Annotated in this window: 26 protein-coding genes; 16 read left to right on the forward strand and 10 right to left on the reverse strand. The window is 56.2% G+C overall.

Annotation, left to right across the window (positions count from 1 at the left end; translation table 11 throughout):
* Positions 1–191: 191 nt before the first annotated feature.
* From AB7E06_RS08685 to AB7E06_RS08715, 7 genes are all read left to right on the forward strand, one after another.
* Positions 192–1,304 carry an ABC transporter substrate-binding protein gene (locus tag AB7E06_RS08685; RefSeq protein ID WP_427956349.1) on the forward strand — a complete coding sequence of 371 codons (1,113 nt, stop codon included), beginning with the start codon at positions 192–194 and terminating at the stop codon, positions 1,302–1,304.
* Positions 1,301–2,080: an ABC transporter permease gene (locus tag AB7E06_RS08690; RefSeq protein ID WP_427956352.1), complete on the forward strand. Its 780-nt coding sequence runs from the start codon at positions 1,301–1,303 to the stop codon at positions 2,078–2,080. Before AB7E06_RS08685 ends, AB7E06_RS08690 begins: the two co-directional genes overlap by 4 nt.
* Positions 2,073–2,774: an ABC transporter ATP-binding protein gene (locus AB7E06_RS08695; RefSeq protein WP_427956355.1), complete on the forward strand. Its 702-nt coding sequence runs from the start codon at positions 2,073–2,075 to the stop codon at positions 2,772–2,774. Before AB7E06_RS08690 ends, AB7E06_RS08695 begins: the two co-directional genes overlap by 8 nt.
* The gene (locus AB7E06_RS08700; protein WP_094197930.1) at positions 2,771–3,214 is read left to right on the forward strand and encodes a CopD family copper resistance protein; all 444 of its coding nucleotides are present in this window, start codon (positions 2,771–2,773) and stop codon (positions 3,212–3,214) included. Before AB7E06_RS08695 ends, AB7E06_RS08700 begins: the two co-directional genes overlap by 4 nt.
* Before the next feature lie 23 nt (positions 3,215–3,237).
* Complete coding sequence (locus tag AB7E06_RS08705; RefSeq protein ID WP_427956358.1) at positions 3,238–5,346, forward strand: TonB-dependent receptor family protein; 2,109 nt, start codon at positions 3,238–3,240, stop codon at positions 5,344–5,346.
* Positions 5,347–5,787: 441 nt separating this feature from the next.
* The gene (locus tag AB7E06_RS08710) at positions 5,788–6,000 is read left to right on the forward strand and encodes a hypothetical protein (protein WP_427956361.1); all 213 of its coding nucleotides are present in this window, start codon (positions 5,788–5,790) and stop codon (positions 5,998–6,000) included.
* Between the two features lie 69 nt (positions 6,001–6,069).
* Complete coding sequence (locus AB7E06_RS08715; protein ID WP_159063959.1) at positions 6,070–6,489, forward strand: helix-turn-helix domain-containing protein; 420 nt, start codon at positions 6,070–6,072, stop codon at positions 6,487–6,489.
* 142 nt (positions 6,490–6,631) lie between these two features.
* Here AB7E06_RS08715 and AB7E06_RS08720 read toward each other — a convergent pair whose 3' ends face one another.
* Both AB7E06_RS08720 and AB7E06_RS08725 read right to left on the reverse strand, forming a co-directional pair.
* The gene (locus tag AB7E06_RS08720; protein ID WP_108728439.1) at positions 6,632–7,582 is read right to left on the reverse strand and encodes a carbon-nitrogen hydrolase family protein; all 951 of its coding nucleotides are present in this window, start codon (positions 7,580–7,582) and stop codon (positions 6,632–6,634) included.
* A 20-nt stretch (positions 7,583–7,602) separates the two neighbouring features.
* Positions 7,603–8,925, reverse strand: a complete 1,323-nt coding sequence (locus AB7E06_RS08725) for an MFS transporter (protein ID WP_321268644.1) — start codon at positions 8,923–8,925, stop codon at positions 7,603–7,605.
* A gap of 136 nt (positions 8,926–9,061) precedes the next feature.
* On the opposite strand from AB7E06_RS08725, the gene AB7E06_RS08730 reads away from it, so the two are divergent.
* The 7 genes from AB7E06_RS08730 to AB7E06_RS08760 all read left to right on the forward strand — a co-directional run bounded on the left by AB7E06_RS08730 (position 9,062) and on the right by AB7E06_RS08760 (position 16,427).
* Complete coding sequence (locus AB7E06_RS08730) at positions 9,062–9,961, forward strand: LysR family transcriptional regulator (RefSeq protein ID WP_249494441.1); 900 nt, start codon at positions 9,062–9,064, stop codon at positions 9,959–9,961.
* A 66-nt stretch (positions 9,962–10,027) separates the two neighbouring features.
* Complete coding sequence (locus tag AB7E06_RS08735) at positions 10,028–10,711, forward strand: response regulator (protein ID WP_108728440.1); 684 nt, start codon at positions 10,028–10,030, stop codon at positions 10,709–10,711.
* A gap of 24 nt (positions 10,712–10,735) precedes the next feature.
* Positions 10,736–12,142: a sensor histidine kinase gene (locus tag AB7E06_RS08740; RefSeq protein ID WP_230019351.1), complete on the forward strand. Its 1,407-nt coding sequence runs from the start codon at positions 10,736–10,738 to the stop codon at positions 12,140–12,142.
* A 124-nt stretch (positions 12,143–12,266) separates the two neighbouring features.
* On the forward strand, positions 12,267–13,259 hold the full coding sequence (locus AB7E06_RS08745; RefSeq protein WP_427956367.1) for a Bug family tripartite tricarboxylate transporter substrate binding protein: 993 nt from the start codon (positions 12,267–12,269) through the stop codon (positions 13,257–13,259).
* Positions 13,260–13,345: 86 nt separating this feature from the next.
* Positions 13,346–13,789 (forward strand): tripartite tricarboxylate transporter TctB family protein, encoded by a 444-nt coding sequence (locus tag AB7E06_RS08750; protein ID WP_094197922.1) that lies wholly within the window; start codon positions 13,346–13,348, stop codon positions 13,787–13,789.
* Positions 13,786–15,309, forward strand: coding sequence for a tripartite tricarboxylate transporter permease (locus AB7E06_RS08755; RefSeq protein ID WP_108728442.1), 1,524 nt, complete (start codon positions 13,786–13,788; stop codon positions 15,307–15,309). The genes AB7E06_RS08750 and AB7E06_RS08755 overlap by 4 nt, the downstream gene beginning before the upstream one ends.
* 77 nt (positions 15,310–15,386) lie before the next feature.
* On the forward strand, positions 15,387–16,427 hold the full coding sequence (locus AB7E06_RS08760) for an AbrB family transcriptional regulator (protein ID WP_094197920.1): 1,041 nt from the start codon (positions 15,387–15,389) through the stop codon (positions 16,425–16,427).
* 89 nt (positions 16,428–16,516) lie between these two features.
* Here the strand turns inward: AB7E06_RS08760 and AB7E06_RS08765 are convergent, their stop codons facing one another.
* From AB7E06_RS08765 to AB7E06_RS08775, 3 genes are all read right to left on the reverse strand, one after another.
* Entirely contained in the window at positions 16,517–17,056 is a 540-nt protein-coding gene (locus AB7E06_RS08765; protein WP_264672139.1) for a pyridoxamine 5'-phosphate oxidase family protein, read from the reverse strand.
* Between the two features lie 36 nt (positions 17,057–17,092).
* The gene (sodC, locus tag AB7E06_RS08770; RefSeq protein ID WP_108728443.1) at positions 17,093–17,641 is read right to left on the reverse strand and encodes a superoxide dismutase family protein; all 549 of its coding nucleotides are present in this window, start codon (positions 17,639–17,641) and stop codon (positions 17,093–17,095) included.
* A gap of 147 nt (positions 17,642–17,788) precedes the next feature.
* Positions 17,789–18,553, reverse strand: a complete 765-nt coding sequence (locus tag AB7E06_RS08775) for a class I SAM-dependent methyltransferase (protein ID WP_427956372.1) — start codon at positions 18,551–18,553, stop codon at positions 17,789–17,791.
* 120 nt (positions 18,554–18,673) lie between these two features.
* Here AB7E06_RS08775 and AB7E06_RS08780 point away from each other — a divergent pair, with 120 nt between their 5' ends.
* Together AB7E06_RS08780 and AB7E06_RS08785 are read left to right on the forward strand one after the other, a co-directional pair.
* Positions 18,674–19,417: a class I SAM-dependent methyltransferase gene (locus AB7E06_RS08780; protein ID WP_094198447.1), complete on the forward strand. Its 744-nt coding sequence runs from the start codon at positions 18,674–18,676 to the stop codon at positions 19,415–19,417.
* A 266-nt stretch (positions 19,418–19,683) separates the two neighbouring features.
* Complete coding sequence (locus tag AB7E06_RS08785) at positions 19,684–21,132, forward strand: sensor domain-containing diguanylate cyclase (protein ID WP_427956375.1); 1,449 nt, start codon at positions 19,684–19,686, stop codon at positions 21,130–21,132.
* Between the two features lie 360 nt (positions 21,133–21,492).
* Here AB7E06_RS08785 and AB7E06_RS08790 read toward each other — a convergent pair whose 3' ends face one another.
* The 5 genes from AB7E06_RS08790 to AB7E06_RS08810 all read right to left on the reverse strand — a co-directional run bounded on the left by AB7E06_RS08790 (position 21,493) and on the right by AB7E06_RS08810 (position 26,448).
* Complete coding sequence (locus tag AB7E06_RS08790) at positions 21,493–22,539, reverse strand: nucleotidyl transferase AbiEii/AbiGii toxin family protein (RefSeq protein ID WP_427956378.1); 1,047 nt, start codon at positions 22,537–22,539, stop codon at positions 21,493–21,495.
* Entirely contained in the window at positions 22,536–23,234 is a 699-nt protein-coding gene (locus AB7E06_RS08795) for a DUF6088 family protein (RefSeq protein WP_427956381.1), read from the reverse strand. The genes AB7E06_RS08790 and AB7E06_RS08795 overlap by 4 nt, the downstream gene beginning before the upstream one ends.
* A gap of 110 nt (positions 23,235–23,344) precedes the next feature.
* Positions 23,345–23,599, reverse strand: a complete 255-nt coding sequence (locus AB7E06_RS08800) for a helix-turn-helix transcriptional regulator (protein ID WP_427956384.1) — start codon at positions 23,597–23,599, stop codon at positions 23,345–23,347.
* A 697-nt stretch (positions 23,600–24,296) separates the two neighbouring features.
* Complete coding sequence (locus AB7E06_RS08805; protein WP_427956387.1) at positions 24,297–24,656, reverse strand: helix-turn-helix domain-containing protein; 360 nt, start codon at positions 24,654–24,656, stop codon at positions 24,297–24,299.
* A gap of 376 nt (positions 24,657–25,032) precedes the next feature.
* Positions 25,033–26,448 carry a Cu(+)/Ag(+) sensor histidine kinase gene (locus tag AB7E06_RS08810; protein WP_427956390.1) on the reverse strand — a complete coding sequence of 472 codons (1,416 nt, stop codon included), beginning with the start codon at positions 26,446–26,448 and terminating at the stop codon, positions 25,033–25,035.

Here is a 26,448-nt window from a genome sequence, read left to right on the forward strand (position 1 = left end):
TAATAGTTCTCATTATACGAATCTTCATGCCATATAGCTATCAAGGGTTTTGCCGCTGGGCTGCTCCTCAGGCAAAAAATGCCCGTTCAGACAGAGGGCAGCAGGCGATAGCCTGCCACGCGGGTGGGCTGACTTTAAACCAGGCTGTTCCCAGGGCAATCGATGCTGGCGTATCGGGTAAGCATGCTGCCATGCCCCGTCTGGATGAACCTGATCTAAAAACCGGGGCACAGCCTCACGTTTTTGATGCAGTTAAGGAGCGGGTTCTGGCGCGGTTTAGCGCTACGGTGCTGGGTATTTCCAAAAGAGATGGCCGTGGCATAGTCATCCGCCGCATCTCGGGGCGTGTTTGGGCTGGTTTGCTCTTGGCCTTGTGTGTCGCAGGTGCCCAGGCCGCGCCCCGCTACGAGTCCCTGACTCTGGCTGGCCCCGCTGCGGTGGTGTCCTATCCCTTGATGCATATGGCGCAAACCCAGGCCTTGAGCCAATACACGGACAAGCTGGAATTTCGTCTGTGGCAAAACCCGGATCAGTTGCGTGTTTTGCTGGCCAAAAAAGAAGTGGATTACAGCGCCGCACCCAGCAATTTGTCCGCCTTGATGTTCAACAAGGGGCAAGCCGTCAAGCAATTGAATATCTCGGTCTGGGGGATTTTGTGGCTGGTCAGCCGAGATCCGGCGGTCAAGGACTTTAGCGATCTGGCTGGTAAAGAGCTGCTGGTGCCATTCCAGCGTGATCTGCCTGCTGTTCTGCTGGATACCTTGCTGGCCAAGCAAGCCGAGCCGGGCAAGGATGCCGTGCGCTTGCGCCGTACCCGCGATGCTCAGGATGCCATTGCTTTGATGCTGACCGGGCAGGGGGATCAAGCCTTGCTGGTGGAGCCTACCGCTTCTTTGCTCTTGTGGCAGGCAGAGCAGAAGAAGGTAGATCTGCATCGCGGCCAAAGCCTGGAGCAAGCCTGGGCGGAGGTTTTCCCTTCGCAACAGGCACTGCCCCAAGCCGGTGTCATGGCTAACGTCACCGTGGCTCAGGACACCGAGCTGAATCAGGCTGTGGAGCGGGCGTATGCCGAGTCGGCCCGTTGGTGCAGTCAGCAACCGCAAGCGTGCGCCCAAATGGTTCATGGCTATTTGCCTCAGTTCCCTGTTCCGGCAATTCAAACTGCGATTGAAAAGACCCGTCTGGATAGTCATCCAGCCAGTGAAATCCGCCCTCAACTGGAAGCGCTGTATCAATTGCTGGCGGATCAGCACCCCCAAGCCTTGGGGGGTGGTCTGCCTGCTGCCGGGTTTTATGGGCCATGAAGGTCAAGCCTCATTTGACGGCCCGTAGCTCACGCGTCTGGGGTGTTGTGGGTGTGTTGCTGATCTTGCTGTGCTGGCAGATCAGCGCCCTGTTTCTGGGGCCTTTGTTGATGGCCTCGCCTATAGAAACCGCCCGCGCGATTCCGCGTTTGATGATGTCCGGCCACTTTCTGAATGACGCTGGAGCCAGCCTCTTGCGCGTGGCAGTCGGCGTCAGTGTGGGTTGCTCCATCGGTTTTACGCTGGGGATTCTGGCGGCACATAGCCCGCGCCTGCGTGGCCTGCTGGAGCCTTTGCGCTGGCTGCTGATGGCGATCCCGCCTGTGGTGGTCGTTGTGCTGGCCATGCTGTGGTTTGGTCTGGGCTCGGGCATGGTGATTTTCATGACGGTGCTGATGATGGTGCCGGGCATGTACGTCAACACGGTCAAAGGCATGTTGCAGGTGGACCGCGACTTGATCGAGATGAGCCACGTTTATCGCTTTGGCTGGTGGCGTCGTCTGCGTCACCTGTATCTGCCTTCTTTAACGGCTCCCTTGACGGCTGCCTTGTTGATTGCCTGCTGCGGCGGTGTGCGTCTGGTGGTGATGGCCGAAGTGCTGGGCGCAGAAAGTGGTGCAGGCTATGCCTTGGCCAATGCGCGCAGCACCTTTGACAGTGCCGAGCTGTATGCCTGGGTGGTGTTGATTCTGGGATTGGTGGCCGCGATTGAATTTGTTCTGCTGCAACCCTTGCAGTGTCGCTTGGGACAGTGGCGGGAGGACAGCCATGCTTGAGCTACGCCATGTCCAGGTCCTGTTTGGACAAAAGCCGGTTTTGCAGGATTTAAGTTTCACTTTGAAAGCCGGGCAGCGCCTGGGCGTTCTGGGGCCTAGTGGTGAAGGCAAAAGTACCTTGCTGCGTTTGGTGGCGGGGCTGATCAAACCCGATAGCGGCCAGATCTGGAACCCGTTTCGTCACCCCGTGCTGGTGTTTCAGCAGCCTCGTTTACTGCCTTGGCGCAGCGTGCTGGACAACGTGCAGATTCCGTTGCGGGCGCAGGGCCTGTCGGCGGTACAAGCCCGCGAGCGTGCCATGTATTGGTTGGCTCAGGTAGAGCTGGCCAGTGTTGCCCAGTGCTGGCCGGGGGAGTTGTCTGGTGGCATGGCGCAGCGGGTGGCACTGGCCCGCGCCTTTGCCTTGCAGCCGGATCTTCTGCTGCTGGACGAACCGTTCAGTGCCCTGGACCCGGCCTTGCGCCATAGTCTGGCCCAAGTCTGCCTGCGTTGTCTGGAAGAAACCGGAGCGGCACTGCTGTATGTCAGCCATCAACCTCGCGAACTGATGCGGGTGGCCGACTCTTGCCTGCTACTGCAAAAAGGGCAGGGCCAACTGTTTGAGCCTGCCAGCCCTGGCGATGCCGCTGCCCGTGAGCATCTGGCCGATTCTTTGTATGCCCAACTCTTGTCTCAGGAGGCTTTAACGCCATGACTGCCTATCCCGTGATTTTGCTGTTCCATCTGTTTGCCGCTTTGTTTTTCATCGGCACGGTGTTTTTTGAAGTCCTGATGCTGGAAGGCATACGCAAGCACGTTCCGCGAGAGGCCATGCGTACATTGGAGATTGCGATTGGTGATCGCGCCCGCCGCATCATGCCCTGGGTTCTGTTGGTTCTGTACAGCGCCGGGATAGGTTTGGCCTGGCATCACCGCGCGGCGCTGGCCCATCCTTTTGATAACACTTTGGGTCTGTTCCTGACCATCAAGATTCTGTTGGCGTTGAGCGTTTTTGCTCACTTTCTGACCGCTATGACCTTGCGACGCACCGGACGCATGAAGTCCATCCATTTCAAGCGCATTCACCTAAGCGTGTTCTGTCACATGGTCGGGATCGTGATCCTGGCCAAGACCATGTTTTATCTGCACTGGTAATTTCACTTTCTATCGAGAATACGATGTCACACGTTCCTGTATTGCGTCGGCTGACGGTCAGCCTGGCGCTGGGAGGGCTGTGGTCGGGCGCCGCCTGGGCCGAGCCGTCTACCTCCACCTTGTCTCCCATTGTCATCAAGGCGCCTGTTGGGCAAAGCGTGCTGCAGGCTGATCTGCGACAAGAGAAAGCCCGTCTGGATGCCGTGCCCGGTGGCACCAACTTGATTCTGCCGCAGCACGAAGTGCGTCTGGTGACCTTGCGCGATGCTCTGGACTATCAGCCCGGTCTGGTGGTGCAGGATTTTTTTGGTGGCATTGATCAGCCACGGCTCAATATCCGGGGTTCGGGCATTCAAAGTAATCCGGTCAATCGAGGTGTTTTGTTGTTGCAAGATGGCCTGCCTTTGAACGAGGCGGATGGCTCGTTTGTGATTGGTTTTCTGGAACCGCGTAACAGTTCCCTGATCAGTGTGCGCCGAGGTGCAAATGCCTTGTCGGCCAGTGCGACCACCTTGGGTGGTGAGCTGGATTTCCGCTCCATGAGCGGCACGCAAGGCGACACCATCAGCGTGGAAGGCGGCAGCTTTGGGCGTCTGGGTTTGTATGCGGCCAAGGGTTTTCAGACGGACGAATTCGACGGGCGCTTGGCTGTCAGCCATGACAAGGCCGATGGCTATCGCCATCACTCGGACTCCGAGCGTACGAATGTGCAGGGCAATATTGGCTTCAAACGCGGGCAGCTCGAGAACCGCACCTACCTGTCTTATGTGGATTTGAAGTTTGATATTCCCAATGTGGTCCCGCGTGAACGTCTCTACAGCGATCCGCGCAGTGTGATGGGTGATTACGACACGCCGCAGGACAGGGCGGCGAATGTCTATAAGCGTGACCCGAATCGCAAAGCCACGCAGTTCCGCTTGGCTAACCGCAGCTATTGGGGAACGGAGGAGTTCAACCAGACCGTGGGCCTGTACTGGCAGACCGTGGACGATACTTTTACGAATCCGCAGGTGTCCTCGCCCACCAAAGGGCATACCTATGGGGCGCAATGGCAGGTAGCGGGCCGTGAAGGTAGCCTGGATTATCGCTTTGCGCTGGACTGGGCGCGCAGTGATATGGATCGTGAGCTGTACGCGGTTAATCCCGCCAATGGCAGCCGCGCCTTGTTTTTTGGGGACTATCGCCTGCGTGCTGAAAACCGCAATGCGCTCTTGGGCTTGAGCTGGAATGTGGCACCCCAGTGGACGGTGGTGGGGGATGTGAAGTACAGCCAGGCGATTCGTGACGCGCGCAATCGTTTGGGTGGCGAGACCTTGGATCAGAAATGGTCGTATGCCAGCCCGAAACTGGGCGTGGTGTGGCAGCCGTCCGAGGATTTGCGGGTGTTTGCCAATGTCAGCCGCAGTCATGAGGCGCCTACGTATTGGGAGATCATCAGTGCGCAAGTGCCCCAGCCCATGAATGTGCGTTCGGCAGTGACGGGGCTGACGGAATTGAATGTGCAAAAGGCCACGACTTTTGAGTTGGGTGGGGCAGGGCGGTTTGGCAGCGGTGAATCGGCGGTGGATTGGTCCTTGGCCGTGTATCGCAGCAATGTGAAAGATGAGCTGATGGCTGTCAGTGATGCGACGGGGGCGTCGTCAGTGACGTTCAACTATGGCGATCGCACACGGCACCAGGGGGTGGAAGCGGGTTTGAGCGGTTCTTTGCCTGCTCCGGCGGCAGGACGTTGGGACTATCGCCTGTCCTATACCTACAGCGATTTCCGTTTCCGTGGGGGCGAGTATGAGGGCAATCGCATTGCCGGGGTGCCCAAGCATTTGCTGGGGGCAGAGCTGATGTATCGACGGGGTGGTTGGCGTGTCGGACCGAACGTGCGCTGGCTGGCTTCGGATACGCCGACCAATCATCAGAATGTGCAAGGCACGCATCAAAATGCGTATGCCATTTGGGGATTCAAAGTTGCCTATCAGCATGACAAGCATTGGAGTGCGTATCTGATGGCAGATAACATTTTTGATAAGACTTACGCCAGCAGTTATGTGATTCGTCGCTCGGCTTCGGAGGCGATGCCCACGTATCTGGCGGGCAATGGCAGGAGTTTCTTTGGTGGCGTGAAATATAACTTCTGATCGTTTTGATGTTTTGGTTTTTGGGGATTGCTTAACGATTAGGTAGGAATTGTCTCAGTGAAGACGCCCCTCTGGCCTGCGCCGGGGCCTGGGGGCTTGAGCACTTGCCGGTGCTGCGCACCGGTCCCCTTGGCCAGAGATCAGGCAGGGCGCACCCAGAACTCACCCGGTACTTGGTCCCCCGGACCAAGTGCAAGCGTCGGGTTCAAACAACTGGGTGCTTGTACCCCTGCCTGATCTCCCGCCTGCGGCAAGCGCTCTGAATCGCCCCAAGGCCCCGGCGCAGGCCAGAGGGGCTCTCAGGGAATTCATGCCTTAGGAGGGCTGACTCTGGGCTTTTGATTTGGGCTTTCATTGCGCGATGCTTTGGAGACTTCACGACTTCACGACTTCACGACTTCACGACTTTATGGCGCTGTGCTTGGGTGGCCCTAGGCCTTCATGTATCTAGACGTGGTGTCGTGTGGTTTGGTTGTTGTTGTTGTTGTTGTTGTTGTTGTTGTTGTTGTTGTTGTTGTTGATATGCGCCGTGCTGTGTTTTGGACGAGTGCCTCTGAACGTGTTCAGGGGCATTTTTTATGGTTTGTGTGGGCGTATTTTGTTGATCAGGGTCAGTCGGGAGGGCTGGCAGGGGGCACTTTCAGAATTATCTGACAGACTGGGCTGGAGCGGGTCGGTAAGTTCATGGTTCACCGTCACCTTACATCCCTAGATTTGTCAGCCATGATGAACACGTATTTATTGACCACTGAAGATACCGATCCTCGCACATTGCCCGAGCAGGCTGTGTTGTATGCCCATCTGTTGACACGCGATGCCATGAAAGACGAGTGTGTGCGCAAGCTGGTGGCCGCACCGCGTTTTGTGCGTTCGGATAAAGGGATTCCGTATGCGGTGCTCAAGGATATGCGCACGCATCGCTGGACTTTGATTCGAGCCTGGCGCGAGTATCTGGAGATCAAGCGCGAACGCCTGGCCGGCCGGCTGGGGATCAGTGTGGCGGAATATAACGTGATCGAGAAAGGTCTTGTTCCGTTGAGCCAGGCTATGTTGGCTCTTCTGGCGCAGGGAATGGGTCTGGACGAGACGCAGTTGCAGGTGTCTACGTATCAGCCCGTGCTGGACCCGTTGGCCTTGAGCTAGAGCCAACGGGATAAAGAAGAAAGCTGTCACAGGAAAGAGTAGGCACAGAGAGCAGGCTGTACTTGGCTCTGAAGCAGGTCTGGCCCCATCACGTCAAAAGCGCGATGGGGCCGGTTTTTTTGAGGGGCGAGATGCAGTGGTTTTATTCGCCCGAGTCTTCGGTTTGCAGTTTCACAACCTGTTTGGCGCGGGTGTCGACATGCAGGGAGAAGATGTCAGGGCGCGAGTAGTGGCCGTAGACGTCAAAGTCCAGATTGGCCTGTTTGAGTAGGTCCATATCCAGCTCGGCGTACAGTTCGGTTTCTTCGTCAAACACCGGGCCGGCCAGCACTTCGCCGGTGGGGCTGACGATCATGCTGCCGCCGTGCATGACGTAGCTGTCTGGCGCAAATTCGCCGGGTAGAGCAAACTCTTTCTGGAAGGATTCGGGGTAGTTGTTCAGGCGGATAGCCTGGCAGGCGGACAGCACAAATACACGGCCTTCAACGGCGATGTGAATCATGGAAGAGGCCCAGGTGGGGCGGTCGTCTGCCGTGGGAGTGCAGTACAGCTCGGTGCCTTGGGCATACATGGTCTGACGCAGGGCCGGCATGTAGTTTTCCCAGCAGATCACCTTGCCGATGCGACCCATGGGAGTATCGACGGTACCCAGGGTGGAGCCATCGCCAAAGCCCCAGACCAGACGCTCCTGGCCTGTCGGCATCAGTTTGCGGTGGATACCCACCACGCCTTGGCCGGGAGCCAGTGTCAGCGCGGTGCAGTACAGGGTACGGCCCATTTTTTCGATCACACCCATCACGGTGTACACACCGGTTTGAGTGACGGCATCGGCCAGTGCTTCCAGCTCAGGGCCGCCCAGGGTGACGGCGCCTTCTACATACATCTGGTAGAGGGCCCGGCCCTCGGGACGACGGTTGCCGATGACGCTGCCAAAGCTGATGCCTTTGGGGTATCCCCCCAGAAAGGCTTCAGGAAAGACAGCCAGGGTGGCGCCGTTGGCAGCCACGCGCTGCAAGATGGCAGCGGCTTTTTCGACACTGCTGGCAGAGTCAAACGGGATGGACGCCGCTTGTATAACAGCAACTTTGCTCATAACTAGCTCTCCTTTAAAAGTCAGCCTGCGGACAAGTCCACGTTTTTGGTTTCGGGCAGGCGGGTATACAGGATCAGGAAGCACACCAGGGATACGGCAGCCAGGTACCAGGCCGGTACGTTCGGGTTACCGGTGTACTGGATCAGGGCAGCGGCAATGAAGGGGCCTGGGCCGGCCAGCAGTGCCGACGAGACGTTGTGACCCAGGGCAGCGCCTGTGGAGCGGATCGAGGCCGGGAATACCTCTACCAGCAGCACCACGTTCATGACGGCGGAAATGGCGACTAGAAAAGCCAGGATAGTCAGGCTCAACAGGATCAGAGCCGGTTTGCCGGTATTCATCATGAGAAAAATCGGGTAGGCCATGATGGTCAGGCCAGCGGCGGCGAACAAGGCCAGTTTGCGACGACCGTAGTGGTCCGAGAAACGGCCAACCAGCGGGTGCAAAATGCAATACACCACTAACGCGGCGCTGCACAGCCACAGAGCGTTTGTCTTGCTCATGCCCAGAACGGAAACCAGATGGTTATTGGCGTAGGTGATGAAGTAGTACAGCGACACCAGAAACAGCGCGGAGAAAGCAAAGGACAGTACAAAGGCGTTGAACTTGTCCTTGGGCGAGACGCGCTCCAGGGTGTTGTTGGCTTTCTTTTCCTGCAGCTCGTGGTAGATAGGGGTGTCGTTCAGTTTGCGACGAATAAACACCGCAATGAAGGTCATCACAATGGACAACACGAAAGGTACACGCCAGCCCCAGTTGTAGACCTGTTCTTGGCTCAGGTTGGCGTTGATGGCGGCGGCCGTGGCAGTTCCCACCAGAAAGGCGATACCGGCCGTGAAGGTCACCACGCTGGCGGCGCTGGCGCGACGATTGGCGGGGGCGCTTTCCACCAGGAAAATACCGGCGGCCGACCACTCACCGCCCACCATCATCCCTTGTAGAAAGCGCAGAATGATCAACAGGATGGGAGCGGCAATGCCGATGGTGGCATAGCCGGGCAGCAGACCAATCAAGGTGGTAAAGACGCCCATGCCAAAAACGGTAATCATCAGCACGGTCTTGCGGCCAAAACGGTCGCCAATGGGCCCCAGAATCAGGGCACCAAAGGGACGCGAGACAAAGCCCACCGCGAACACGGCCAAGGACGACAAGAGGGAGACGCCCGTGGCGTCAGAGGGAAAGTAAATGCTGCCGATAACGGCTGCAAAGTAGCCGTAAATTGCGAAATCAAACCATTCCATAAAGTTGCCGATACCCACGGCAAGCACTTGTTTTCGACTTAGGGCCGGCTGGCCTGGGGGGGCCGAATTGGCATGTGAAGGGGCGATGGTAGCAGTGCCCATAGAGGTCTCCTCGAGCGGGGCAGATAAATACCTGACCCTTATTGTGGTTGTGAGTGATTTTTAGTCTAATCAAGCCAAATAATTATTCAAACTAATTAGAAAAATGGCTTCAATTAATATTGCTAATATCAGGCGCGTGGATTTGAACCTGCTGTTGGTGTTTCAGTGCTTGATGAACGAGCGCAGCGTCACCAAAGCCGCCAATGCCTTGTTTCTGACCCAGGGTGCGGTCAGTGCGTCCTTGCGCAAGTTGCGGGTGGTCTTTAACGACGAGTTGTTCACGCGTGGCTCGCACGGAATGACGCCTACGCATCGTGCCTTGGAGATTGCCCCGCAGATATCCGAAGCCTTGAAAAGCATTTCGGCGCTGGTCACCTCCGATCAAGAGTTTGATCCACGACGCTCCAGTCGGGTTTTTCGTATTGCCTTGTCTGACGATCTGGAAAATATGCTGGCCAAACGCATGATTCGCATGGCTGACGAGCAGGGCTGGACGATCGGCTTTTCTTTCTATCAAACCAACAGCTATTTATGGCCGCAAAGCATGCAAGAGCATGGGGCGGATCTGGCGATCTGTTCCAGCCCCAAATTCCTGAGCACCATGCACAAGTCTCAAGTGCTGTTTCCTGCCTCATATATCTGCATATACGATAAGGAGTCCATCCAGTTTTCGACGCCTATTAGCAAGCAGGAGTATCTGCATGCCCATCATGGACGTGTGTCTTTTGATGGCTTGCGGGGTTTTGTGGATGAGCTATTTGATGCCGAGCGTCTGCAGCGCAAGGTCAAGGCCTCGTTCACTCACTTTTCCGGCGCGATCAACGCGATTATTGGCAGCCCTTTGGTGCTGACCATGCCTGATTACGCCGCCCGCTCTTTTGCCGAGTGCAATAGCCGCCTGGCTGTCTCGCCCGTCCCGTTGCGTGTCCCGTCGTTTGTGGTGTCCATGATTTGGGATATCAACAAAGAGCACGATGAGCAAAGTCGCTGGTTACGTCGTTTTGTACTGGAGCTGACCGAACCCATTAGCGCGTAAAGCGCGGTCAATAAGGTCCAGCGGCGTACTATTGCTTCTGTTCTGTTTTCTTTTTTACTATCCGCCATGCGAATTTTATTGATTGAAGACGAGCCTGACTTGGCCCTGTGGCTGACCCGCAGCTTGCAAAAGAAAGGGTTTTCGGTTGAGTGGTCCAACGACGGGATGGTGGCCTATCACCGTCTGCAGGTCGAGGAATTTGATGCGCTGGTTCTGGACTTGGGTTTGCCGGGCATGGATGGGCGCACCTTGCTGGCCCGCTTGCGCTCGGAGGATAACCGTACTCCTGTGTTGATTCTCACGGCGCGTGATTCTTTGCAGGAGCGGGTAGAAGCGCTGGAGTGTGGTGCCGACGATTTTCTGCCCAAGCCGTTTCGTATTGAAGAGCTGGTGGCCCGCGTCAACGCCTTGATTCGTCGTAGCCGTGGCAAGGACAAGCCCCGTATGGCGTGTGCCAGCCTGGTCTATGACTTGTCCACACAGCGTTTTACGCTGGACGGTGCGCTCTTGTCCGTGTCACCGCGTGAGGCCGAGGTATTGCGCATTCTGGTGCAGCGTAGTGGTGAGCCTGTGAACAAGCAGTTCATTTTGGACCGGCTCAATGAGAAAGATGAAGATGAAATCAATATCGAGGCTATCGAGGTGCTGGTGCATCGTTTGCGCAAAAAGCTGCAGGCCTCGGATGTCCACATCATTACCTTGCGCGGCATAGGCTATTGCCTGGAGCCGGTCAGCGAAGATGAACCGTAAGTTCATGTCTTTGCAGGAGCCTCTATGGCCTTGAGCAGTCTGCGTCGCACTTTGTTGGTCATGCTGATTCCGGCGGCCTTGCTGACTTCGGCAGTGTCCCTGTTCATTTCCAGCATGACACTGAAAGATCAGGTCAATGCGGCGTTTGATCGGGCCTTGGCGGGGGCGTTGAAATCCATGTCGGCCAATTTGATGACGATTAGTGGTGGGCTGGCCATGGAGCAGTCCTACTACATGATGGAGTTCATGGAATACACCATCAGCAGTCAGGTGTATTTCCGGGTGGCCACCGAAGATGGTTTGTCGGAAATAGGGTTTACTGGCATGCCTTTGCCGCCGGGCAGGCTGGTGAGCAATCAGCCTGTTTTTTATGACGCGCACTATTTGGGAGAGCCTTTACGTATTGCGGCGGTGGCGCTGGAGTCGGATGGGCGGCTGCAGACGTATCAGGACAGTCGTGTCTTGATCCAGGCGGGCGAGAATTTGAGCGAGCGTGACGAGTTCATCCGTAAAGTCATTATTCAGAATCTGATTCAGGATGTGGCGGTTCTCAGCCTTTTTACTGTGCTGATTTTGGTGGGGACCTTGCTGGCGTTGCGCCCTTTGCGCAAGCTGAGCGCAGAGGTACGGTATCGCTCTCCCGATAATCTGGAGCCCATCAGCGAGGCCAGCCTGCCCCGAGAAGTGCGTCCCTTGGTGCAGACCATTAATTTGCATATGGATCGCTATGCGCGTAAGTCACGCGAGCAGCAGCAATTTCTGGATGATGCTTCTCACCAGTTGAAAACGCCTTTGGCCGTTTTGCTGACTCAGGTGGATTTTGCCCTGACCCTGGCCAAGACAGAAGAAATGAAAGAGGTGCTGGAGGCGATTCAGTCGCGTTTGAATAATACGGCCCAGATGACGCATCAAATGGTGGCCCTGTCGCGGGTGCGTGATGCGGCTGATCAGTTGCGCAGCCGTGCTGCCCTGGGAACAGTGGATCTGTGTCAGCAGGCAGGGTTGGTGGTTGACGAGCTGTGGAGCCTGGCTCGATCGCGTCGTCAGGATCTGGGGCTGGATGTCCCTTCAAAGCCGGTGCGAGTGGCGGGAGAGGCTTGGCTGTTGCAGCAGGCCTTGAGCAATATCGTCAGCAATGCCATCAAGTACTGCCCACGGGGTGCTCGCATTACCGTGTCTGTCAGGCAAGAGGGCGGAATGTGTTATCTGCAAGTGGAGGATGACGGCCCGGGCATGAGTGCAGACGATATGGCCAAGGCGGGCCATCGCTTTCGGCGGGGAGAGGCGGGCAAGGCTTTGCAGGGTTCGGGGCTGGGTTTGGCGATTGTGCAGGCTATCGCTCAAATTCATGGTGCTCGCATGAGCTTGCAGGCTGGGCCACAGCAGCGCGGCTTGATCGTGCGTTTGGCGTTTGAGACGCTCAAGCATTGATCTTTTAATCTAGGGTATACCCTTGAGATTGGCGGTTTTCAGGGTAATTGAAAGCTAGGCGAAAGCTTCGCTCCGGTAAGGTCGCAACCATTACAACGACGACGATCATCCAGGAGGCGATCCAATGACTATTCACACGAAACTACGGGTGCTGCTTGCGAGCAGCATTTTGGGCCTGAGCAGTTTGAGCGGTGTACATGCCCAGCAACCGTCCAAACCTGAGTGTATTGCTCCGGCCCAACCCGGTGGCGGCTTTGATTTGACCTGCCGCGTGGCCGTCAACGGTTTTCTGGAAACCAAGTTGCTGGAAAATGCCATGCGCACCGTTTACATGCCCGGTGGTGTGGGAGCGGTCGCGTATAACCACATCGTGGCTCAGCGCCCAGGCGACGGCAATGCGATTGCTGCCTTCTCCGGCGGCTCCTTGCTTAATCTGGCGCAGGGCAAGTTTGGCAAGTATTCGGTAGAAGATGTGCGCTGGCTGGCATCGATAGGTAGTGATTACGGTGTTGCTATCGTACGTAATGACTCACCCTATCAGGATCTGAAGTCCTTGATGGAGGCCTTCAAGGCTGACCCGAGCAAAATCGTGTTGGGGGCGGGCGGGTCTGTTGGCGGCCAGGATTGGATGAAAGCCGCCTTGACAGCGCGTGCCGCCGATGTGGATTTTCGCAAAATGCGTTTTGTAGCGTTTGAAGGCGGTGGCGAAGCCATCACAGCGTTGCGAGGTGGTCACGTTCAGGCCTATATGGGTGACGCTGCCGAGGCACACACGATGTTGGAAGGGGGGGCTCCCATCCGCGTATTGGCCGTGTTCAATGACAAGCGACTGGAGGGTGCCTTGGCTGATGTTCCTACTGCCAAAGAGCAAGGCTTTGATATTGAATGGCCGATTATTCGCGGTTTTTACGTTGGTCCCAAAGTCTCTGACGAGCAGTATCAATGGTGGGTTCAAGCCTTTGATCGTCTGATGAAAACGCCTGAATTTACCCGCTTGCAAACACAGCAAGGTTTGTTCCCGTTCAACATGACCGGTTCCGAACTGGACGCCTATGTCAAACAACGCGTGGTTCAGTATCGCGAGTTGGCTGATTCTTTCGGCCTGATCAAGAAGTAAATCTGTACGGTGTTCCCCCGTTTTTTGGATCGGGAACACCGCCTTTTGCCCCGCCGTCCATGGCGGGTGAATCCGGAGATTCCATCATGACGCTAAATGATCGCGTGTTAGGCGTGGGTGCGTTGGTGCTTGCCGCCTTGATCACCGCCTTTGGCTACGACCTAGAACCCCCTTTTTCCTATGAGCCCGTCGGGCCCAAAGCCTTTCCCTTGCTGCTGGCGCTGATTATCGCCCTGTGTGGCTTGCGCTTGATGATCAAGGGCGGAGGGCAAGTGGCTGCCAATCCACCGGGTGCCAACGGCCGCATTTTGATGATGGTGGCGTATCTGGCGGCCTATGCCTGGCTCTTTCAATGGTTGGGCTTTATTGTCGCCACCACGATTATGGCGACACTGGTTGGGCGTTTGTTTGGCGGCTCCTGGAAGCAGGCCCTTATTGGCGGGCTGGCGATGGGCGTGGGCTTGTTTCTGTTGTTTGACCTGGGCCTGGATGTGGTTCTGCCGTACGGCATCCTGGGAGAGTGGTTATGAGCTCTATTCTTGACTATTTAAGTGTCGGTTTTGGTGTTGCGTTCTCTGCCCAGAATCTGCTGGTGGCCGCTATTGGTGCTTTTATTGGCACCATTGTGGGCGTTTTGCCGGGGCTGGGGCCTATCAACGGTGTCGCCATGCTGGTGCCTATTGCGTTTGCAATGAAATTGCCGCCCGAGTCTGCCTTGATTTTATTGGCGGCCGTGTACGTGGGTGCTGAATACGGTGGACGTATTACATCCATCTTGATCAATGTGCCGGGCGAAGCAGCCGCGGTCATGACGACATTGGATGGTTATCCGCTGGCACGTAAAGGCATGGCCAGTGTGGCCTTGTCCTTGTCCGCTTTTGCGTCTTTTATCGGTTCCACGATTGCCATTTGCGGGATTGTGCTGCTGGCCCCCATGCTGGCGGGTTGGGCCGTTGCATTCGGTCCTGCCGAGTATTTTGTACTGATGGTCTTTGCCTTTTGTGCCTTGACCAGCTTGTTGGGGGATGAGCCTGTCAAAGGTATCCTGGCAGCCATGGTGGGCCTGTTCATCTCTACGATTGGGGTGGATGCGAACTCGGGGGTGTACCGATACAGTTTTGACATTCCGAACCTGGCAGACGGTATTGATTTTGTCGTTGTTGTGATCGGTTTGTTTGCTGTGGCCGAGATGCTGCAGATGCTGGAGAACCTGCTGGGCGGTGTGTCGATTGAGGTGCCTAAAAGCAAACGCAAGCTCTTTAATTGGCGAGAGTTGCGCATGACGTGGTGGAGCACCATACGCGGGGGCGTGATGGGCTTTTTTATCGGTATCTTGCCCGGTGCCGGGGCCAGTGTGGCTTCAGCAGTAACCTATGCTAACGAGAAAAAATACATCGAAGGCAAGGACCCCAATGCCATGTTTGGGCAGGGCGATTTGCGAGGCCTGGCTGCGCCCGAAGCGGCCAATAACAGTGCGGCAACCGGCTCCTTTATTCCCATGTTGACGCTGGGTGTGCCCGGCTCGGGCACGACAGCGGTCATGATGGGGGCTTTGACGCTTTACAACATCACGCCGGGGCCAGCGCTGTTTGAGTCGCAGCCACAGATTGTCTGGGGCTTGATTGCCTCCTTGATGGTCGCCAACGTCATGCTGTTTCTGATGAACGTGCCTATGGTGCGGGTATTTGCTTCCATGCTGGCGATTCCTCCGCGCTTGTTGGTGCCGGGTATTTTGGCGATTAGCTATATCGGTGTTTATGCCATCAACGGCACGACGTTTGATCTGCTGTTGGTCGTCGGTATCGGTGTCCTGGGCTATTTCCTGCGTAAGATGAATGTGCCTATGGCGCCCATGGTGCTGGGCGTGGTTCTGGGCAATATGATGGAGCAGAATTTGCGTCGTGCGCTCTCTATTACGAATGGCGAAATCGGTATTCTGTTCGAGAGCAACATTTCCATTGGCTTGTGGATCGCTGCTGTTTTAGTTAGCGTAGGTCCGATCGTGTTGCGTCGTATTACGGCCCGCAAGCAAGGACACGACAAAATATAATGAGGTGGCCCCCACCGGTTGGGTGGGGGATATTGGGAGGGAGAACCAGGCTGCGGCCTGGTCTTGTCGTGTTTGTTATGGCTAACTGGTTTCGAATTGCCCTAGGTTTTGGCGTGGCCTTGATAGGGGCCTGGGTGGCTGCTTGGCTGAGTATGCCCTTGCCCTGGATGTTGGGTGCCTTGATCCTGACGGCGGCCACAAAAATGGCCGGTAGTCCGGCCGCCTGCATGCCGCTGGCGCGTAACGCAGGGCAGTGGGTTATTGGGGCCTCTCTAGGGCTTTATTTCACCCCCGCCATGGTTCACCTGATTGGCAGCAATGCCGTGTTCATTGTGATGGGCATGGTGTTTGCGCTGATCTTGTGCTGTATGGGTGCCTTCATGTTGACTCGCTTTGCCGGTACGGACCTGCGTACGGCCTGGTTTGCCAGCGCGGTAGGGGGGGCCAGCGAGATGACAGGGCTGGCGGAGCGTTACGGCGCACGCCCGGATCTGGTTGCCTCTGCACATGGCCTGCGGGTGTTGATGGTGGTGGTGATTATTCCCTTTGCATTCGAGGCCTTGGGTTTTTCGGGTGAGCAGGCCGGGGCGGTGGTCAGACCCGACTTTCTGAACTTGCCCGGTCTGGCTCTTTTGGTGCTCTTGAGCAGTGCCGCAGGGTTTATCTTTCAAGTGTTGCGCCTGCCCAATCCCTGGGTGTTAGGGCCGTTGCTGGTGGTGGCCATCCTGACGTACAAGGATATTGTTTTGTCGGGCTTGCCGGTAGAAATTTCCAACCTGGGGCAGTTGTGCATTGGCTGGGCTTTGGGTGATAAGTTCGGCCCGGATTTTTTCCGTCGGGCACCCCGTTATCTGGGCGTTGCCGCCGTCAGCAATATAATCAACCTGGCCTTGGCATTTGGCTTTGCCTACGGCCTGTATCGGCTGTCTGATATTGCCTACCCGACTTTGGTGCTGGGTGTCAGCCCTGGCGGCATTGCAGAGATGGCCATCACCGCCAAAGTCCTGCAGTTGGGCGCGCCTATGGTGACCTCTTTCCAAGTTGCTCGCATGGTATGTGTGCTGGTGCTGACCGGGCCTTTGTACACGCGCATTGCCCGGCTTCTGGAAGGACGTTGACCGAGGGGGAACGCCTGCATCCCCCAGACTGCCAGCAAAAGCCCGGCGCAAGGCCGGGCGTCAGGTTTCAGTGAACAAGCAGGCTACATTCAACGATCTGGTTGGGTGGCAGGGCTGATTTTGCCGTGCTCCCCCATTTCTGTCAGTTGCTCACCCATCAGGGTTGCTTTGAGCATCTTGCCTGCCTGGGCCAGCTTGCCTTCACGCACGCTCCAGTACTCGGCACTGTCTATCTGTACGCAGACCAAAGCAACATCCGGATCGGTAATGCCTTCTTCAAACCAGGCCTCGACCAGCGTGTTCCAGAAGCGCTCCTTTTGATTCATGGAGTCCACAACGCTGGCCATGCCCGAAACCGACACATAGGTGTCAGTTTTGGGGTCGGCGTAGCTGACGTTGACATGAGGGTTGACCACCAGATTGTGAACCACCTGGCTGGACCTGGCCATGAAGAACCAGAGCTTGTCGTGCTCAACGTCCTCCTGTCTTGAACCCATCTTGGCCTGTTGCGTGGTCATGGGCCAGGCATGAAGCTGGCCGCCCTCCGAATGGGTAACGAACATCGCAAAGCGAATGTCCTTGATCATCTCTTGCAGTTGTTCAAAGGAAGATTCAATCGTTTCGTTCATGGTCTCTCCTTGAAAAAGTTAAAGGGATGAAGGCGCTTACTTGATCACTCCGCAAGCAAAACGTCCGGCACCGCCGCCCAGTGGTGCAGGGTGATCGGAGTGGTTGTCACCGCCTTCGTGGATCATCAGGGCTCGGCCCTTGATCTGATCCAGGGACTTCAGGCGCGGAGCCAGAACGGGAGTGCTGGCACTGCCGTCGGCCTGAACATACAGGGCGGGCAAATCACCCAGGTGTCCATTGCCCCATGGGAAACCGTGCTTGCCGGTCTTGTTAGGGTCCAGATGGCCACCGGCTGCCCCGGCAGGCGTTACCTTGCCGTCTTTCTCGCTGGGCGCGCAGCTGGCGTTCTCATGTATATGGAAACCATGTACACCGGGTTTGAGATTTTTCAGATCTGGCGTGAAAACCAGACCGTGTTCAGTCTGCCGAACGCTGACCTGGCCGATTTGCTCGCCAGCACCGCTTTCGGTAGCCAGGTTCATGGGAATAATGACGTCCGCCAGTGACGGGGCCGACAAGGCAAGGGTGGCGCTGACGGTGGCCAAGGCCATTGCGCATCGCGCTTTGAGGGAAGAAAAACGCATAAGGCTGATTCCTTTGCTTGATAAACAAGGGTTAGAACAGCCTAGCATTGTCAGCGCGATATGCCGTTAAGAGACGTTTCTCTTTGTCAGTAATCTGTGAGTGCCTGCGCAGGCAGTGGACGAGCCATCGGCAGGGGGCCTGCGGGATCAGGCTTCTTCTTGTGCCTCTTCTACGGACAGCAGTTCCTGATGGTCGAAGTACAGGTTGGAGCTGATGACGGGGGAGGCCGCACCGGCCTGTGCGCTTAGTTCCAGACAATCGCCGGACAGATAAAGATCGGTCAGCAGCGCGGGCTTGCCATTCATCCAGATTTTCCCGCTGACATTTTGATAACGCTGCTTGAGCTGCAAGCGGTAGTCCGTCCCGTCCAGACCTTCCCACTCCCATTCACCCGCAACCTGTGCCGGCACAATCCATTTGTAGATTTTGATGCCGCCCACATGCAGGATCTCATCAGCTTCCCAATCGCCCATATCAAAGGCGTGCGACACAATGCGCGCACCGGGCCGCAGCTCTTGCAATAAGCGCGGGCGCAGGATGGCGTTGATAGTGTCCATCAAGTACAAGGTCACGATGGTGGCCTGGCTGAAGTCTGCGGTAAACAGATCCTCTTCCACAAAGTCCACCAGATACTCCACACCTGCATGGCCAGCATGCTCCATGGCGTCGGCAACGCGCAGCGGGTCCAGTTCTATGCCGATGCTGGTGCAGCGGTATTTTTTGGCGGCGGCAATGACAATACGCCCATCGCCACAGCCCAGGTCATACAAGATGTCCTTGTGCCCGGTCTGAGCCAGTTGCAGCAGGGTGTCGATGACTTGGTCATCGCTGGGGACGAAGGGGACGTCCAGAAAGATGTCAGGTTCCACGATGGAATGGTCGTTGAGGTCGTTAATCAGTTCTTTGAACAATAGCGGTCCTTATCAGCGGCGTTAAGCGGAAATTCGTTTAAATTCTGCTATCTATAGTTTAAACGACGACAAAATAATTAAAAATTCGCTTTTTGCGTGAATATGGACGATTATGAGTCTATGTCAAACTCATATGGCTCGACCTCATCCACGCCCGCCAAGTTAACAACCCGTATCCAGCATATACGAATCTCGTCCAGAGAATCGTTACGTATTCGTTCCTTGGCCGATCACATGCAATACGCCGACCCGTTGGGACACGCACAATCTTTGGGGATAGGCTCGGCTGTCTGGCCCTTGTTCGGCTTGCTATGGCCATCCAGCATTCAACTGGCGCGCAAACTGAAAAACCGTCCGGTTCGGGAGGGTGAAAGCATTCTGGAGTTGGGCTGCGGTTTGGGTCTGACCAGTTTGATGATGCATAAACGTGGCGCAAACATTCACGCCAGCGATTGTCATCCTATGGTGCCTCATTTCTTGAAGTTGAATCAGGCGTTGAACGGTTTGTCCGATTTGCCGTATGTTCATGCGCAGTGGGGTGAGCAGTCCTGCCCCGATTTGCTGGCTTCCTTGGGCCTGATACCTGCCAAGCAGCGTTACGATCTGATCGTGGGTAGCGACCTGCTTTATGAAGGCAATACACCCGTTCAATTGGCAGAGCTGGTCAATCAACGTGCGAAAGAGCAGGCCGAAGTCTGGCTGGTGGATCCGGACCGGGGGCATCGCAATAAGTTCACCCAGGAAATGGAGCACTACGGCTTTGAGCTGGTACGGCAAGTGTGTTTGCGTGACCGGCCTATCTTCACGCCCGAGGGCAAGGAGTTGCCTTACAAGGGGCGCTGCTTGCAGTATCAGCGGGGCTAGGCACTGAGTAAAGCGTTCTGGGTTACTTGTGAATGCGGACTGACGTCGGAATCTGCATGTTTCAGATGGTCTTACGTAAAATAGTATGGATATCCACCACCGCCCTGCCGCTATTCTCAATGATAAAAATCCCGCGCTTTAGACGAATGTTCACACTACGCAGGTCGGTTAATTTGCGAAGTCTGATCTTGTGGTTGTGCCTGTCTTTCGTTTTTTTGGTTTTGTTTAGCAGTTTGCATGCCGCTTATCGGGTGCAGCAGGGGCTATTGCTCGAGCAAAGTGTACGAGTCAATCAGGCTTATGCGGAAAGGCTGGCGCACGCCAGTGATGATTTTCTTCGCTCATCGGCTGCGGTACTGAAAAGCGCTGCTTTGGATATCACGGCAGGACAACTCGATGCAGCCGTTATACGGGAAGAGTTCAAGCAAGTGATGGAGGTCACCAAGGCGTTCGATGCGCTTGTCTTGGTTGATGTGTCAGGCTCAGTGCTGGCCGCCAGCCCAGGCGCTGTATTTCGGAATGTGGCATTGCCCTTGTGGCCGGAACTGTTCCAGGGCAAGGCCGTGCCAGAGCCAATGGTTGCAAGCGCATTTCAGGGAGGGGAAGGGCGGTGGATGACGATGGTTGCTACTCCGGTTTTCGCACCTGATGGAGCCTACGCGGGGTTTATTGGTGGGGGTATGTACTTGCAAAGCCGCAGTGCATTGCAAGAGTCGCTTGATAAATTGAGCTATGAGGAAGGAACTTACTTTCGCATCGTTGATGGCTCGCAGACGATTATTTATCATCCGGAGCAAAGTCAGATAGGAACTACGGCCCAGGACGTGGCGACAGTGACCGAGCAGCCACAGATCACCGGCAGACAGTCATTGCCCGAGCCTGATGAGATCAATCCGGATCAGGAGCTGGTCAGTGTGGCAGCGATTCCGGCCGCTGGTTGGCTCGTCATTGCACAGCGTCCCACAGAGCGTGTGTTCGCGAATACGAGTGAGCTGTTGTTGCGCACGCTCTTGCTTGCTTTGCCAGTATTTGCATTGAGTCTGCTGGCAATTTGGTATTTATCTGGGCTTATTGCCAGCCCATTGCGCCAGTTGGCCACTGCGGCGGCCAATCTGGATAATCACGCTGATTTTCGACGCATTCGCTTTGTTAAGGGTTGGTATGTTGAGGCTGCCCTGATTCGGCAGGGCTTGATGCAAAGCTTTTCTGCGATAGGCAGTCGAATTCGCAAACTGTACCAGCAGGGGGCAACAGATCCCTTGACTGGGACGATGAATCGGCGCGGTCTGGATGCCGCTTTGGAAGAAATGACAGATGCCGAGCAGTCCGTAGCGGTGGTGATGATTGATGTTGATCATTTCAAAGCGGTCAATGATCGGTTTGGCCATGCGCTTGGGGACGAGGTGCTTAAAGCGATTGCAGAGTTGATTATGACCCAAGCGCGTCGGGAAGACGTCGTGGCTCGCCTGGGAGGCGAAGAGTTTGTGGTTGTGTTGCCAGAGACAGGTTTTGAGGCGGCGGGCCAATTTGCAGAGCGTTTACGCCGTGCGGTAGCGCAGACGGTATTTGAGACAGTTGGGAGTGTGACCGTGTCTTTGGGGGTGGCCTGTTACCCAGAACATGGCAATGATCTTTACGAAGCCCTGGCTCTAGCTGATGCGGCCTTGTATCGTGCCAAGGCGGATGGCCGCAATCGCGTTCATCAGGTCGAGTGAAGGGCTGCTTGGCACCTCACCAGGTCTAAGGGCATCACTGAAGGTGTGATCCACTGTGTCTGGTGAGTGCCACCCCTTATTTAAAGGGTAGGGCCTTCAGGGCGGGCCTCGGAAAAACAAAAAGCCCAGTCGTTTGACTGGGCTTTTTGTTTGAATTCTTGGTGGCCTGGGGCGGAATCGAATAGACACGGGACAAGCCACTGTCTGTGCGCTTTCCCGACTTGGGCGGGAAGGTCGGGGTACAAGCTGGGGTACAGGTGCGAAAAAACAACGAAAGTGGCCCGTGGTTCGATTCCAATATGCTCGTTGGTCAGCAGTACCTGTGTGAAGTGCAGTTTATGTCACTCTCTCGCAGTCCGCTCACGGGAGGTTCGAATTCAAGCGTTGTTCCAGGTCAGCGACGACTTGAAGCACGTCGCCTATAGCAGGAAGCGGTCCGAAGATCATGCCGCTCATCGCTTCGTAGTCTCGGGTTAGTGCCTCGTGCATGGCGTCCGACGGCGCGAGGGTAAAGGAGCCATGTGCTGCCATGTCCAGTCGCAGGTCCGCGCCGCCGAAGAACAGCCGGGCGTGTTGCGCGCAGTCCTGTGCCAGGTGGCGATCTGCCATCCATGCGTCGGCGTCGGGACGCTGAAGGAGTCGGTGTACATCGTAATAGTGCCGGGACACACGTTGGCCGCCTTGGCGCAATAGTCCTCTGCGGTCATGCCATTGGCGCAGGCCATGCAAAATGATGATCTTGTCCCAGAAGGTGCGTTCGGGCTTGACGGTCGTCACATTGTGCACTGCCATGCCCAGATCGGGTAGATCGTCGGCAACATAGGGAGACACTACGACCGCTTCATGCGGATCCAAGGCCGATTTTGCCCCAGCCTCGATCTTCACGGCGGAACGAATGTAGTCGCCGGGGGTGGCCGTCACGGTGGGATACCAGAACAGCAAAGTCTGCTGGTCGGGGTCGTCCGGATCCAGTTCCACGCGGAAGCGGTCGGTAGATATGGCCCTCGCCGCGATTGCATGGAGCCGCGTTGTCATATCATCAGCAATATAGTGCTGGCAGGCAGTGCGGATGCGATTCAGACGGATGCGCCGTTGCTTGCCGCTCAGGGCATCCAACTCCGCAGCCTCAGCGGGTTCGCCGATGTCTTCGCGGAATACGGTGATGTCGATGTCCTCAGAGAACCTGGAAATCAAGCCGTATGCTTTGGACAATGATGTGCCGCCTTTGAACAGCAGGCGAGGGCCGTCTGACGGCAGGCCGTTGAACAGGGCGTCCAGAGTCCAGCATACCCAGAAGTCCTTTTCGACATTCTGGACCGCCGTGCCTAAGCGAGCAGCAGCCGTCAGGAACAGGCCGCGCCGCTCATCGTCGGCGGCCTGGATGATGGTATTGAAATTCGGATTCATGCAAAAGTGTCGGTGTGCACCCGGCGGTCGGTGGTGCCGGGCAGCGCCGTAGAAGCTTCGACGGCTGGTACAGCACAGCCGGGCAGTTCGCGCACGATGGCCTGCATCCATGCTGGCAACGCGTTGAAGCCTGCCAGCAAGTCTTGGCATATGGCTGCGCCTTGCTCTGAGTTGTCCAGCAGCTTGGACAGCCGCTTGACGATGCGAGGCTTGTCTGCGGGCAGGGAGTCCTTGAGCCAGTACAGTGCCTGGACGACACGCATGGCGGGCCGGCCGGCCCAATACAGGCGGCTTGGTGCCGTGAGCTTGAACGTGATAGTCAGATTGTCGAGTTGAATGGTGCGTCGGCGTGCATCGGTGTGGATGATGACGTTCGCCGGTACGGCATCCGTCAGGCCCAGGTCGTTGGCGGCGGTCATCCCATCGACAAGCAGACGCAGTTGGTCGCGCCGTGCGATGGCATCCACGACGGCGCGGTAATCTGGGGGTGTTGCCTGTTTGGTCAAGCCGTTTACTCGGGGTCGGTCGTACAGCCCACGGTCGATACGGCGCAATTGAGCCGCCGTGACTAGGCGTTGAAGCGCCTTGTCTACGGCATCTCTGCCGCCAAGTTGGGAAAAGTCGGCTGGCACCCATACCTGGTCAGGCGCTGCTGCATCGATGTGGGCCATGATCTGAGTCTTGAGATCGTTCATGGTGGCACCTCTGTCCGATATTTGTAGCTTTTTTTCGGACAAAAAGCAAGTTCGTCCGAAATTTGTAGGCGTTTTTCGGACGGCCTCCACAAAATAAATGGCGCGATGGCTTAACTGACAAGTGCCTTGTTGCGCTCGATGAGTGCGTGCAGGCTGGCTGCTGTGATGCCGCTGGACCGTTTGCCTATCTTGATCAGTACCAGCTCGCCTTCGTTGACCAGCCGATAGATAGTTGATCGGGATACCCCAAGCTTGGCTTCGGCTGTGTGAATCCGGTAAAGAAGCGCTTGATCGGGCGGTTGCTGGGTATGGTATCTGGTTGACGGGTGGCCAAAAATTTGTGACTGGACCTGCTGTTCCTTCATTTCTTCCTCCGTTAGACCTTGGGAAGCACCCTGGGAGAATGGGGTTCAAGATGCTTTCCAAAGCAGGCGCGACTGGCGCCTTCGTGGACGGCCCTCCAAGATGCCGCGATGGGGGCCGCGTGCTTCGATCATTCTCGGCGGAGCCCGCCGCTGGCCCGCTGTCGCGGTTCGGCGGGATGCTGAGAACTGCGGTCTTTGCCGCTGTCATCAACGAATTACGCGCCATCCGTCGAGGGTGGCCTGCCTTTGGTGGCAGTGCCGGCGTCCGTGGGTACGGATCGTCACCAGTTCCCCCAGTCTGCGCCAGTCTCTACCGGCCCGGGGGAGTGATGATTTTTCACCTGTTTTGCTCCTACCCAGGTGCCTGTCGCCCCGCAGGATGCTGACGACTCGGGTAGCCGCGCACTCGCACCGCCCGTCGTGGGGCAGGGCGCGGTATTCATCGGTGTTGCGTTGTTAAAGAGCAGGCTTGGTGTAATCATTACGTATCTATTTAGAAGAGTCAATACAAAACTAATATTAATGAGTCATATGGGTCATATAAATTTGTAGGGAGGACGCTTCATGTGATTCGGAATGAATCAAATCGAATCGCTCTGACCCGTTGTAGGTTGAAGGCAGTGCGCAGGCTTTGTGTAGCTTTTCAGCGACCGTCTAGAAGCGATGGGGGGATACGGCAACTCGTTTCAGCAGCTGTCTAGCTGCCCAATTCTGTTTTGCCGTCGCCGCTGTCCCTGCTATGCTTGGCGAGTTTCATCTCGATGTAATCGCCAATGTCTTCCAAGACCAGCGTTGGCAGCTTTGATACGGAGTCCCGAGATATTCCGGGCCATGGCCACTCATCCTCGAACATTTCCCCTTGTCCGGTAACGAGCCACTCGGCGCGGACTCGAAGGGCTGCAGCGATCCATACTATGTGGCGTGAGGACTCGCTTCGGCCGCTTTCTATATGTGCGATGGCACCCTGGGTCAGGGGAGCCTGAACCAGGCCGGCCAACGCTTCTTGGGTTAGGCCTCGTTTCGTACGTGCGATACGTAGGCGCTCGCCGATGCTCATGATGTGGAGGGTCAGGTAGTTTTTCCAGTAGTTTGATACATTATGACATGAGGGTGAATCAATATATGACTCCCGGTAAAATACATAACTAATAAAATTGCGCGATTAATCATATGGCTGACTCCGCCTTGGGTCATTGTGACAGCTAACGGCACAGCATGAGAGGCAAAGATTGTAAAGACAACGGCCTTTCGTTACGGGAGACCGCACTACCAGTCGTCAGCATGCAGCGCGCCGTGCCGAGCTTGTGGCCAATCAGCTGAACGCAGATGGAAATGTTGAGTATCAGCTTTCTGATTTCGACCGCCGTTCTGGAGCGGGGATAGACTCGCCTTCGGCACGATGCGATACGAGCCATAGGGGCTTAGGAGTGCTGCTAGCGTACCGAATGTTGCGCCGCTGGAAACACTACTTCGAATCGGGTTGCGTCGGCCGTCGAGCTGGCGCTGACTCGACCTCCATGGGCCTCCACAATTGTTTTCACGATAGCTAAGCCGAGCCCCGAGCCTTCACTACTGCGATGGCGCGATGAATCCGGCCTGTAGAACCGTTCGAAAATATGGGTGAGGTGCTCCGGAGTTATGATCGGCCCTGGGTTCGCGATACAGACGCTTGCCTTGTCGGCGTCGAGATTGAGCGATGCCGTAACGCTGCGTCCACGCGGCGTGTAGCGAATGGCGTTCGACAGTAGGTTACTTAGCGCTCGGCGTATCATGAGCCTGTCCCCACGGACGAGCACTGCGCCGCCTACAGCGTGCAATTGCACTTCGCGTTCTTCGGCCCAGGCACTAAAGTAATCAAATAGCACCTTGATCTCGGCTTCGAGGTCAATCTCAACGAGCTCAGGCTTAAGTAAATTGTTGTCGGCCTTAGCGAGAAACAGCATATCGCTGACCATTTTGGCCATGCGCTCGTACTCTTCTAAGTTCGAGTACAGAATCTCCCGGTACTGTTCGACGCTGCGGGACTGAGAAAGTGCGACTTCAGTTTGGGTTTTCAGATTCGTGATAGGGGTTCGGAGCTCATGCGCAATGTCGCCTGAAAAATCGGAGAGACGGCGGAAGACATCCTCAAGCCGCTCAAGCATTCCGTTGAAAGACATTGTGAGCTCGACCAGTTCAGTAGGCACGGCTTGTGGTTCGAGTCGTATATGCAGCTGATCAGACCTGATTTTTCGGATTTCGCGGCTGATGCGCCGTATCGGTGCATGGCCTTGATGCACCGCGAGCCACGTGGCCAAAATCGCAATGAGACAGGCCGCAACCGTGATGATTCGAAGGTAGTCCCGAAAGCTGTCCAGGTAATGCAGATGGAAATTGATGCCCGTGGCGACTGCGATGGTTAAGGTGCGCGGTGCAGGGAAACTGTCGCTCCCGCTGCGTAGTACAGCTCCTCGAAATGTCTCGCCGTGGTCTTGCCATATGCCAACCGTGTCGATAGTGATTTTCTCTACAGGCTGAGCGATTTGAGCAAACCTGTCCAAATTTGATCCCGGCGTAGCATAGATCAGGGCACCGGAGTCCGAGGAGATACGATATTGAGCGTTATGGTGGCCGGACACGGCATTGGCAAACCGCTGATTCAATTCAGCAGGTGCTATATCAGGCGGCAGCGTGGCTAGCGTGTGCTTTAAGGCCTGAACGACGGCATTCAGTTCATCAACATCTTGCTGGATAAAGTGGTTGTTGATTGACCGCTCTACGATCCAGCCGAATGTGAGTAGGACGACTGTTATGACCGCCCCAATAGAAACGGTAAGCCGTACAGCTAGGGATGCCGGCCGTCTTTTCAT

This window comes from Alcaligenes sp. (genome assembly GCF_050255915.1).
Taxonomy (GTDB): domain Bacteria; phylum Pseudomonadota; class Gammaproteobacteria; order Burkholderiales; family Burkholderiaceae_B; genus Alcaligenes; species Alcaligenes aquatilis.